9 protein-coding genes are annotated in these 10,607 nt (G+C 72.4%); 6 read left to right on the top strand and 3 right to left on the bottom strand.

The window, feature by feature from the left end:
- Nucleotides 1-2 precede the first annotated feature (2 nt).
- From OHT52_RS02805 to OHT52_RS02795, 3 genes are read left to right on the top strand one after another with little or no spacing between them, the layout of a single operon-like run.
- Nucleotides 3-3,998 (top strand): amino acid adenylation domain-containing protein, encoded by a 3,996-nt coding sequence (locus OHT52_RS02805; protein WP_328718507.1) that lies wholly within the window; start codon nucleotides 3-5, stop codon nucleotides 3,996-3,998.
- Between the two features lie 42 nt (nucleotides 3,999-4,040).
- Nucleotides 4,041-4,259, top strand: a complete 219-nt coding sequence (locus OHT52_RS02800; protein WP_328718505.1) for an MbtH family protein — start codon at nucleotides 4,041-4,043, stop codon at nucleotides 4,257-4,259.
- Nucleotides 4,259-5,047 (top strand): thioesterase II family protein, encoded by a 789-nt coding sequence (locus OHT52_RS02795; protein WP_328718504.1) that lies wholly within the window; start codon nucleotides 4,259-4,261, stop codon nucleotides 5,045-5,047. Before OHT52_RS02800 ends, OHT52_RS02795 begins: the two co-directional genes overlap by 1 nt.
- Before the next feature lie 20 nt (nucleotides 5,048-5,067).
- On the opposite strand, the gene OHT52_RS02790 is transcribed toward OHT52_RS02795, so the two are convergent.
- Entirely contained in the window at nucleotides 5,068-5,280 is a 213-nt protein-coding gene (locus OHT52_RS02790) for a hypothetical protein (protein ID WP_328718503.1), read from the bottom strand.
- A gap of 143 nt (nucleotides 5,281-5,423) precedes the next feature.
- Here OHT52_RS02790 and fabI point away from each other — a divergent pair, with 143 nt between their 5' ends.
- The 3 genes from fabI (at nucleotide 5,424) to OHT52_RS02775 (ending at nucleotide 7,761) form a co-directional block, all read left to right on the top strand.
- Nucleotides 5,424-6,233 carry an enoyl-ACP reductase FabI gene (fabI, locus tag OHT52_RS02785; RefSeq protein ID WP_328718502.1) on the top strand — a complete coding sequence of 270 codons (810 nt, stop codon included), beginning with the start codon at nucleotides 5,424-5,426 and terminating at the stop codon, nucleotides 6,231-6,233.
- Nucleotides 6,230-6,823, top strand: coding sequence for a hypothetical protein (locus OHT52_RS02780; RefSeq protein ID WP_328718501.1), 594 nt, complete (start codon nucleotides 6,230-6,232; stop codon nucleotides 6,821-6,823). Before fabI ends, OHT52_RS02780 begins: the two co-directional genes overlap by 4 nt.
- 83 nt (nucleotides 6,824-6,906) lie before the next feature.
- Nucleotides 6,907-7,761: a 4'-phosphopantetheinyl transferase family protein gene (locus tag OHT52_RS02775; protein ID WP_328718500.1), complete on the top strand. Its 855-nt coding sequence runs from the start codon at nucleotides 6,907-6,909 to the stop codon at nucleotides 7,759-7,761.
- A gap of 45 nt (nucleotides 7,762-7,806) precedes the next feature.
- On the opposite strand, the gene OHT52_RS02770 is transcribed toward OHT52_RS02775, so the two are convergent.
- On the bottom strand, nucleotides 7,807-9,735 hold the full coding sequence (locus OHT52_RS02770; protein WP_328718499.1) for an AfsR/SARP family transcriptional regulator: 1,929 nt from the start codon (nucleotides 9,733-9,735) through the stop codon (nucleotides 7,807-7,809).
- Between the two features lie 176 nt (nucleotides 9,736-9,911).
- Complete coding sequence (gene gntA / locus OHT52_RS02765; RefSeq protein ID WP_328718498.1) at nucleotides 9,912-10,607, bottom strand: guanitoxin biosynthesis heme-dependent pre-guanitoxin N-hydroxylase GntA; 696 nt, start codon at nucleotides 10,605-10,607, stop codon at nucleotides 9,912-9,914.

Below are 10,607 nucleotides of genomic sequence, written 5' to 3'. Positions count from 1 at the left end.
CGATGTCCCAGAGCCGGATAGAGGATGTTCTGCCCCTGTCGTCGTTGCAGTCCGGGCTGCTGTTCCACGCCCTGTACGAGGACGAAGGCCCGGACCTCTACACCGTGCAGCTCGCCGTCGAGCTGCGCGGCCCCCTCGACGCGGCGCGCCTGCGGACCGCCGTCGGAGCGCTCCTGCGCCGCCACCCCAACCTGCGGGCGCTCTTCGTCCACGAGGGCATGGACCAGCCCGTCCAGGTCGTCCGCAGTGAGGTCGACATCCCTTGGAGGGAGGTCGACTTCTCGGACGCCCGGTCCGGGGCCGACCGGACACCCGGTGACTTCGACGCCCTGCGGGAAGCCGAAAGGGCACGCCGATTCGTGCTGGACGAGGACGTCCTGCTCCGCTTCGTCCTCGCCCGGCAGCCCGACGGTTCCCACCGGCTGCTGATCACCCTGCACCACATCCTGCTCGACGGCTGGTCCGTGCCCGTCCTGCTGGACGACCTCTTCGAGCTGTACGAGCGCGGCGGCGACGAAACGGGCATGCGCCGGGTCACTCCCTACCGGGACTACCTCTCCTGGCTGGCCCGCCAGGACCGCCCCGCCGCCCTCGCCGCCTGGTCCCGCGAGCTGGCAGGCCTCACCGGCCCCACCCTGCTCGGCGCCGGCGCCGAGCAGGGTGGGGCGCTTCTCCCCGAAACCCTGTCGGTCGAGCTGAGCCGGGACGAGACACGGGCCCTCACCGCGCGGGCCCGCAGCCGGGGCTGGACCCTCAACACCCTGGTACAGGGTGCCTGGGGACTCGTCCTCGGGCAGCTCCTGGGCCGGGACGACGTGGTCTTCGGCGGCACCGTCTCCGGCCGCCCGCCCGAGCTGCCCGGCGTCGAGACCATGGTCGGCCTGCTCATCAACACCCTCCCGGTACGGGTGACATGGAGGCCCGAGGACCGGCTCTCTGACCTCCTCACCGGCCTCCAGGCCCGGCAGTCCGCGCTCACCGGTCACCAGTTCGTGCAACTCGCGGAAATTCAGAGCCGGTCGGGCCTTCAGGATCTCTTCGACACCACCACGGTCTTCGAGAACTATCCGGTCGACGCGGCCACCGCCCCGCAGCTCGCCGGCGGAGTGGAGATCACCGACATGGAGGCGCGGGACGCCACCCACTACGCGGTCACCCTCCTCGGCCTTCCGGGCGAACAGCTCCGCTTCCGCCTCGACCACCGCCCCGACCTCCTCGCCCCCAGGGCCGCCGCCCGCCTCGGCAACCGGCTCCGCCGGGTTCTGGCCGCCTTCGCGGACGATCCCGACCTGACCGTACGGGACCTCGTCCTGATCGACGAGGACGAACGGCACCAGGTTCTCACCGCCTGGAACGACACCGCGCACCCCGTCCCGGACACCACGCTCACCGCGCTCCTGGAGGAGCGCGTGCCGCGGTCGCCCGAGGCCGTCGCCCTCCGACACCACGCGCCCGACCCGGCGGGCGGGCAGGGTACGGAGTGGACGGTGACCACCTACGCCGAGCTGCACGCCGACGCCAACCGGCTGGCCCGCCTCCTCATGGACCGGGGCGCGGGCCCCGACCGGCCGGTGGCCGTCGCCATGTCCCGGGGTCGGGACCTCGTCGTCAGCCTCCTCGCCGTACTCAAGGCGGGTGCCGCCTACCTGCCGGTGGACCCCGAACTCCCGCCGGAACGGGTCGAGTCGATGCTCCGTACGGCGGGCGCTGTCGGCCTGGTCACCGACCGGCGCACGGCCGAGGACCGGCCCGCCGTTCTCGCGTGCGCCGCGGCCCGCGAGGTCCGCACGATCGTCCTCGACGCCCCGGCCACCGCAGGCGAACTCGCGGCCCTGCCCCACCACCCCGTCACCGACGGTGAGCGTGCGGCGCCGCTGCGCCCCGGCCACCTCGCCTACGTCATCTTCACCTCCGGCTCCACCGGCACCCCCAAGGGGGTGGGGGTCCCGCACTCCGCCGTCGTCAACCGGCTGCTCTGGGCACAGGACAGGTACGCCCTCACGTCCGACGACCGGGTCCTGCAGAAGACACCGTTCGGGTTCGACGTCTCGGTGTGGGAGTTCTTCTGGCCGCTGCTCACCGGCTCCTCCATCGTCGTCGCCAAGCCGGACGGCCACCGCGACCCCGCCTACCTGGCCGAGACCATCGCCGCCCAGAGGGTCACCACCGCGCACTTCGTCCCCTCGATGCTGGACGCGTTCCTCCAGGACTCCACCGCCGTCCGCGCCGCCGGAGTGCTGCGCCGCGTCCTGTGCAGCGGCGAGGCGCTCCCGGGCGCGAGTGCCGGCCTTGCGGTCGAGGTACTCGGCGCACCCGTGCACAATCTGTACGGGCCGACCGAGGCGGCCGTCGACGTCACCCATTGGGACTGCGTCCCCGGCGGGGCTCCGGTGCCGATCGGCCGGCCCGTGCACAACACCCGTCTCTACGTCCTGGACGGTGCGCTGCGCCCGGTCCCGCCCGGTGTCGTCGGTGAACTTCACCTGGCGGGAGTGCAGTTGGCGCGCGGTTATCTCGGTCGGCCGGCTCTCACCGCGGAGCGGTTCGTCGCCGACCCGTTCACCGCGGACCGGCCCGGCGCTCGGATGTACCGCACCGGCGACCTCGTGCGGTGGCGGGAGGACGGAGCGCTGGAGTACCTGGGCCGCACCGACGACCAGGTCAAGATCCGCGGACTGCGCGTCGAGCCGGGCGAGATCGAGTCCGTGCTCGCCGCCGCTCCCGGCGTCGCGCACGCCAGGGTCGTGGTCGGCGGCCGGCCGGGCGGGGAGCGTCTCGTCGCGTACGTGGTCCCCGTCGACCCCGCGGCGCCTCCGGAGGAATCCGCGCTCCGCGAGCGGGCCTCGGCCGCGCTGCCCGCGTACATGGTGCCGTCAGCCTTCGTCCGCCTCGGTGAACTGCCGCTGACCGCCAACGGCAAGCTCGACCGGAGGGCGCTGCCCGCCCCCGATCTCAAGGCCGCAGCCGGTGGCCGGGAAGCGCGTACCGCCACCGAACAGGCTCTGTGCGCGGCCTTCGCCGAGGTGCTCGGACTGGAGAGGGTCGGCGTGGACGACAGCTTCTTCGACCTCGGCGGCCATTCCCTCACGGCGACCCGTCTGGTCAACCGGGTCCGCGCCGCACTCGGCGCCGAGATCGGTGTCCGCTCGGTGTTCGCCGCCCCGACCCCGGCGGCCCTCGCCGCTCTGCTGGGCGGCCGCGACCTCGAATCCGGCGGCCTCGGCCCCGTGCTGGAGCTGCGCACCGCAGGCAGTCTGCCGCCTCTGTTCTGTCTGCCCCCGGGCGCCGGACTGAGCTGGTGCTACGCCGGACTGCTCGGTGGCCTCGATCCCCGCCAGCCCGTGTACGGCCTCCAGTCGCCGGGCCTCACCGGGGTGTTGGCGGACGAGACCCTCGACGCGCTCGCCGGACACTACGTCGAGCACATCACCCGCATCCGGCCGAGCGGCCCCTACCGGCTGCTCGGCTGGTCGGCCGGCGGGCACCTCGCCCACGAGGTCGCCGTACGCCTCCAGGAGCGCGGCGACCGGGTCGAGCAACTCGTCGTACTGGACTCCTATCCGGCCCAACCGCCCGGAGAGGGAGGGGAGACGGTGGGCCGGGACGCGATCCTCGCCGAGACCTTCGGGGACGCGCTGCCCGATCCGCAGGCGCCGGACGCCCGGGACAGGGCCCTGGAGCTCGTACGGGAGGAGCTCGGCGAGAGCGCCCTGGGACGGGTCGGCGACGCCGTGGCAGAAGCCGTCCTGGAGACGTACCTCCTGCACGCACGAGCGATTCTGAATTACCGGCACGGTCTGTTCGACGGTGACCTGGTGTTCTTCCGGGCCGCCGACTGGACGGTGGACGCGGACCGGCGCGACGTGCGGCGCTGGGCAGCCCACGTCAGCGGCACGATCACCCTTCACGAACTCGCCGTCAAGCACGAAGAAATAGCCCTCCCTGGTATTCTCGCGGAAGTCGGAAAGGCTATTGCGGAAATGAATTCGACTAACTAGTGTTGTGGCATCCTGCTGGAAATCGGAGAAAAGGAAGAGGCTGTGGTGAATCCCTTCGAGGACAATGAGGCCGAGTTCTACGTCCTGGTCAACGACGAGGGCCAGCACTCGCTGTGGCCGGCGTTCGCCGACGTCCCGGCGGGCTGGAGCCAGGTCTTCGGCCCCGGAGCCCGGCAGGACGCCCTGGACTACGTCGAGCGCGAGTGGACCGACCTGCGGCCCGCGAGCCTGGTCCGCGAGATGGCCGGGGCGAAGGACTGATGGGGGCCGTCGGCGGCGCCGGCGCCGGGGGGACCGCGGCGAAGGAGGCGGGGACCCGGTGGCTGCGCAACTGGCAGCCGCGCCCCGGGGCCGCGGTCAACCTGGTGTGCCTGCCGCACGCCGGTGGCTCCGCCGGGTTCTACCGGGGCTGGCCCGGCCTGCTGCCGGCCGGGATCGACTTCCACGCCGTGCAGTACCCCGGCCGCGAGGACCGTTTCGCCGAGACGCCCCTGTCCCGCATGGCCGAGCTGGCTGACGGGATCACCGATGCCGTCCGCCCGCTGTTCGACAAGGACGTGATCCTCTTCGGGCACAGCATGGGCGCCAACGTGGCGTGGGAGGTCGCCGGCCGGTGCGAGGCCGAAGGCCTGATGCCCCGACTGCTGCTGCTGTCCGGGCGCTCCGCCCCGCAGCCCCGGCCGGACGGGGCCCGCCGGCCCCGTTCCGACGACGAGATCATCGACGAGATCCGGGGCTTCTCCACCGCCGGATCGACCGCCCTGGACGACCCCGACCTGCGGGAGCTGCTGCTCCCGATGATCAGGGCCGACTACCGGCTGGTCGAGGAGTACCGCCTGGAGAGCGCCGCCCCGGTCCGGGCGCCGATCGCCGTCCTCCGTGGGCGCGACGACACCGAGGTCACCGCGGAAGGGGCTTTCGCGTGGCGGGAACTGACGGCGGGCGCCTGTACCGATCACGTCTTCGACGGCGGTCATTTCTACCTCCGGGAACACGAGGGGCCGGTCCTGGGTGCCGTCGCCGCGCTGGTCGCGCGTGCCCTGCGCTGAGAACGCCGTCCGTGCCCGGTTCAGCCTTTGCGGGCGCGCCGGACGCGGACGGCCGCGCTGAGCAGGGCGATTCCGCCCAGAATGAGGATCGCGCTGGCCAGGCCTTCATTTCCGGGAAACGAGTTCACGATGAAAAAACTCTCCTCCGGGTCCTTCCCGCTCATCCGCTGGACGACGGGAGCGATCCCCTGGAGGAGCAGGAGTACGCCGCCAATATCAAGAATCCACAGCATTGATTCAGTTCCTCTTCCCTGCGCGACAGCAGCTGGTCTAATGTTCTCGCGTGCATCGTAATGGCGTTCCGGGTTCCTCGGGGCGCCATCTTTGCAAATATTGGCCGAATATAGACCCCCTGTAGATTCGAGAGGGAAAGAATATGGACCTGCTCAAGGGGAAGACGGTACTCGTCACCGGCGTCCTCACCCAGAACTCGATCGCCTTCCACACGGCCCGCCTCGCCCAGGAGCAGGGCGCCACGGTGCTCCTCACCGGGTACGGACGGATGAGCCTCGTCGAACGGATCGCCCGCAGGCTTCCCGAACCGCCGCCGGTACTGGAACTCGACGTCACCGACAAGTCCCAACTCAATTCTCTCGCAGCGCGGTTGAGCGATCACACCGATCATCTCGACGGAGTCCTCCACTCGGTGGCGGGAGCCCCGGCCGGCGCCCTCGGGGGCAACTTCATGACCACCGAGTGGGACGATGTCGCCCGGGCGGTGCAGGTCTCGACGTACTCGCTCCAGGCACTCACCCGTGCCGCCCTGCCCCTGCTCGGCGAAGGCTCCAGCGTCGTGGGTCTCGACTTCGACGCCACCCGCGCCTGGGCGGAGTACGACTGGATGGGAGTGGCCAAAGCCGGCCTGGAGTCCTGCGCCCGCTACCTCGCCTCCTACCTCGGAGCCGGCGGAGTCCGCGTCAATCTGGTGGCCGCAGGCCCTCTGCGTACCACCGCGGCTGTCAACATCGGCTCCGGGACCGGATTCGACGCGGCCGAGGAGTGGGCGACCAGGGCTCCGCTCGGCTGGGACGCGGAGCACTTCGCCCCTGTGGCACGCGCCTGCGTGGCCCTGCTCTCCGACTGGTTCCCGGCGACCACCGGCGAGATCATCCACGTCGACGGCGGTGCGCACGCCGTCGGGGACCGCCCCGGCGCGATCCGCCCGCCGGCCGGAGCCCCCGCATGAGTGCAGCCGCCCGTGCCGTCCCGTACGCCCTGGAGGGCGACGGGCTGGTGATCGGCGCGATCGTCGTCTGCGAGATCGCCTTCTGGGCGTTCCTGGTACTCGGGCTCCTCGCCCGGTACGCCCTGCGCGCCGGCCGTCTCGGCGCGGTGCTGCTGCTCTGCGTGCCGCTCACCGACCTCGCGCTCGTCGCCTTCTCCGTCGCCGACCTGCGCTCCGGCGGCACCGCCGGAGCCACCCACGGGCTGGCCGCCGTCTACCTCGGCGTCTCGATCGGCTTCGGCCCCGAGATCGTCCGCCGAGCCGACGCCTGGTCGGCCCATCGGGCCACCGGCGCCCCGGCCCCCCCGAAACCGCCGGAGTCCGGGCCCGAACGGGTACGGCACGAATGGAGGCTGTGGCTGCGGTGTGCCACCGCCTGCGCGGTGGCCGCCGCGCTCACCCTGCTGATGTCGGCCGTCGCGGACCCGGGCGCTCAGGCGTCCGGCCTCTGGAACCTGGTCGCCCAGTTCGCCCTCGTGACCGTCGTCTGGCTGGTCGTCGGCCCGCTGCGGTACCGGTACCGCGCGAACCGTGACAGAACGCGGGCCTGACCGGGCGCGAGGACGGAGCGCGACCGGACGGCGTCCGGGAAGAGGAGAGAGCCTGACCAGCACTCGAATCCCGAGGGGACACAGTGACGACCACCCGCGCCACGCATGACGGCGGAGAAGGCCGCACGAACGACGGCGCGACGGCGCCGGGGGGACGGCGCTCCGCCGCGGAGGTGCTGGAAGAGCTCCGCCGCACAGGCGACATCCATGTCTGGGGCCGGCGGACCGGCGGGACCCCGGACGCCGACGACCTCGCCCTGCTCGACGAGGCCGAACTCCGTCGTGTACGCGACCACCACCTGCCCCGGGACGGCGCCGCGTTCGGCCGTACCCGGGCGTTCGCACGGAGGGCACTCGGCGGACTCCTCGACGTGCGCGCCCAGGACATCTCCCTGGGCAATCGCCCTTGCCCGGCCTGTGGGGCACCGCGGCACGGCCCGCCGCTCCTGCTGCGCCCCCCGTACCCCCTGGCCGTCAGCCTCTCCCGCACCGAGGGATACGGGATGCTGGCCGTCTGCGCGGACACCTCGGTCGGCATCGACGTGGAGGCGCTCCGCCCGGTCGACGCGGAAGGGCTCGCCGACGTGGTCCTCACCGCGCGCGAGCGCGCCCACGTGCTCGGCGTTCCCGACGGGCCCGCCCGCGCTCAGCGGCACCTGCGCTGCTGGACCCGGAAGGAAGCCGTCGTCAAGGCCGCGGGCAGCGGCCTGCTGGGAGCCGACCTCACCCGGCTGGAGGTCCGTCCCGAGGATCCCGGGCCCGTGCGGATCGCCTTCCACGACCGAGGACACGTCCCCACCTGGTGGCAGGTGCACGACGTGCCGATCGACGGCCCGTGGATCGCGGCGGTGGCGCGCCCGGCCGTCGCCCCGGAAAGGCCAGGGGCGACGTACGACGCCGGCGCCGTCGTCCTGCACCCACCCGGCCCCGGGGCCTGAACCGGAGGCCGGGAGCGCACGACGATCCCGCGCACCTCGCGGTGCCTATCCCTGGGGCTTCGCGCGCCCCCACTCCCGGACCGGCGGCTGCTCCCAGTGCTGCCCCGACGGTTTCCCCGCGGCGGGCTCCGGAGGCTGCTCCTGGGCGAACAGACGCACCAGCGAGGGCAGTCGGTAGATGAGCCGCTGGTCGGGCCCGACCCCCGTCACGTCGATCAGCCGCGCGTCCGCCAGAGCCTCCAGGGCCTCCTCGGCCTCCCGCTCGTCGGTCCGCAGCACCGCGGTGGCGCCCGCCGCCGAGAAGTCGTTCTCCGCCAGGACTGTCAGCCGGCGCAGCGTCCTCACGGACGAGGCGGGCAGCGCGGCGTAAGCGGAACGCAGGCCGGACCGGACGTCCAGGCCGCCGTGCCTCAGCTCGTCCAGCCGCCGCCGGGCGGGCAGCAGCCGGGACAGCAGCGCGGTCACCCGGGCCCTCGGGTCCTCCGCCAGCCGCAGCGCGCAGATCCGCAGGGCGAGCGGCGAGTGGTCGCAGAGCTCCGCCAGCGAGACCGCGGCGCTGGCCTCGGCCGCGACGCGTTCGGGTCCCGCCCCCGAGGCCAGAAGGGCCAGCGCCTCGTCGGTGCCGAGCGGGTGCAGCCGGATCAGGCGGAACGCGCCGTCGAGGGCCGCCGGCGCCCGACAGGTCAGGATGCTGCGCGACCGGGCGCCCGTCGGCAGCAGCGGGGCGACCTCCGCCGCGTCCACCACGTTGTCCAGCACGACGAGGACCCGCCGGTCGGCGAGAATCCGCCGGTAGAGCTGGACGCGGTCCTCGGCCGATTCGGGCAGCGCGTGCGCGGGTGTCCCGAGGGCTCGCAGGAAGTTCCGCAATACGCCCTGCGCGTCGGGCCGCGAGTCCTCCGTCCCGCCGAAGTCCGCGTACAGCTGGCCGTCGGTGAACTGGTCCCGCAGCAGGTGGGCGGCGCGCAGCGCCAGCGCGGACTTGCCCGCCCCGGGCATTCCGGTGATCACGACCCTGTGCCGCCGGCCCGGATGAGCGGGCCGGGCCGTGCCGCGCAGCTCGTACACCACCTCGGCGAGGGGCATCGCGTGCCCGGTGAAGTGCGTGACGTCGGGCGGCAGCATGGCGGGTACGGGCCTGACGGCGGGCAGGGGCGCACGGGCCCCCGCGGGCCCCGTGGTGCCGCGCCCGCCGTACGGGCCGGTGCTCCCGGCCACCACTCTCGTCCTGCCCGGGGAGGCGAACTCCCTGCCCTCCAGCACCTGCCGGTGAACCTCGCGGAGTGCGGGTCCGGGGTCGATGCCGAGCTCCTCGCGCAGCAGCGAGCGGCCCTGCTGATAGACGGAGAGGGCGTCGCCCTGCCGGGAGGCCCGGTACAGGGCGGTCATCAGCTGCGCACGCAGCCGCTCGTCGAGGGGGTGGACGGCCACCATTCGGGTCAGTTCGGCGACCAGCTCATGGTGCCGACCCCGTGCCAGATCGGCCTCGATGCGGCAGGACAGCGTGGCCGACCACGCCTCCTCCCACTGCGGGACCTCGGACTCGCACAGAAACTCGCTGGTGCTGGCGAAGGGGGAGCCCCGCCAGAGCTCCAGTGCCGCTGCCAGAAGGGTGCTCGCCTTGTCGAAGTGCCGCGCCTCCAGGGCCTCGCGGCCCAGCCGGTCCAGTCGGTCGTACTCGACACTGTCGATCCAGGAGTCGCCCGGCGCCAGCGCGTAACCCGGCTGGCAGCGCGCGATCTCGACGTCGCCGTCGAACTGCTTGCGCAGGCGAGAGACGTACGTGTAGATCTGCGCCTTCATCGTCGTCGGAGGCGACCAGCCCCAGAGGAACTCGCTGAGCCGGCCGTCCGAGACGACCCGCCCCCTGGCGAGCAGCAGCGCGGTCAGCACCGTGTGGATCTTGGACCCGGTCAGCGGCAGAACCGTGCCGTCGCGGCGGGCCTCTACCGGTCCGAGGATGCGGAACTCCATGGTCTACCCCGTTAGCGTCTGGCCTCGATTGACATCCGTGGGCGGACGGTAGCGGGAGGCCGTGTCGTACGGCTGTCGGCGCGATTTCGCCGGTGGAGGAGTGGCGAAATCGCGCCGACAGAGGGTGGTTTACGGCTCTGCGCAACAGCTCTGCGGACCGAGCCGGGGGCCGGCCCTCAGGCGGGGGCCGCCGGGCCGTCCCCGGCTCGGAACGGGCAGCTCCACTCCCGCTCCGTCATCCGCCCTCCGTAGTGCCGGGCCTCTTCCTGGTACGTCAGGAAACTCGGGTTGGCGGAGCCGTGGAAGGCGCGTTCCCGCTTGCGTATCTTCATGCGCAATTTGAAGAAGTTCACACCCAGCGCGTTGAACTGCTCGTGCGAGTTGAAGACCAGCGCCGGCCGGGAGAACCTGCGGCTCGGCCGGGACGCCCCCGGGTGCAGCCCCACGACGAAGAAGGGATGGCTCTTCACCGAGTACGCGAAGTTCTTCGACGTGGGATCGCTGTCGTACGCCTCGCTCCAGCCGTACCGGGTCCGGTCGAGCTCGTGAAGGGCCTGGAGGTGCTGCCACAACACGCTCTCGAACTCCTCCTCGGTGAGCAGCGGTCCAGGCCCCTCGAAGGTGGCGACGAACGAGGTGAAGCTGCGCGCGCTCGGCTCGAACGTCTCCAGGAATGTGCTGAGATCCTTCAGCTGGGCCGTGACGGCGGCGGCGGAACCGAGTTCGCCGTAGTGGTGGTGCTCGATCGAGTCGCGCCGAAGCGCCGCCCGGGCCCCGAGGCAGACGAAGTCCTCCTCCTCGATGAACGAGGTCAACGCGGAGTACACCTCGTCCGCCGCCGACTCCGTCCCGGCCGCCGCGGCTTCGCCCAT

It is taken from the genome of Streptomyces sp. NBC_00247 (genome assembly GCF_036188265.1).
Lineage (GTDB): Bacteria > Actinomycetota > Actinomycetes > Streptomycetales > Streptomycetaceae > Streptomyces.
This window is presented reverse-complemented; position numbering and strand designations above follow the sequence as displayed.

What these genes read in the sequence shown, in the direction of transcription:
- OHT52_RS02805 (WP_328718507.1), top strand. Translation starts at nt 3, where the DNA reads ATGTCCCAGAGCCGGATAGAGGATGTTCTGCCCCTGTCGTCGTTGCAG.
- OHT52_RS02795 (WP_328718504.1), top strand. Translation starts at nt 4,259, where the DNA reads ATGGGGGCCGTCGGCGGCGCCGGCGCCGGGGGGACCGCGGCGAAGGAG.
- OHT52_RS02790 (WP_328718503.1), bottom strand. Translation starts at nt 5,280, where the DNA reads ATGCTGTGGATTCTTGATATTGGCGGCGTACTCCTGCTCCTCCAGGGG.
- fabI (WP_328718502.1), top strand. Translation starts at nt 5,424, where the DNA reads ATGGACCTGCTCAAGGGGAAGACGGTACTCGTCACCGGCGTCCTCACC.
- OHT52_RS02780 (WP_328718501.1), top strand. Translation starts at nt 6,230, where the DNA reads ATGAGTGCAGCCGCCCGTGCCGTCCCGTACGCCCTGGAGGGCGACGGG.
- OHT52_RS02770 (WP_328718499.1), bottom strand. Translation starts at nt 9,735, where the DNA reads ATGGAGTTCCGCATCCTCGGACCGGTAGAGGCCCGCCGCGACGGCACG.
- gntA (WP_328718498.1), bottom strand. Translation starts at nt 10,607, where the DNA reads ATGGGCGAAGCCGCGGCGGCCGGGACGGAGTCGGCGGCGGACGAGGTG.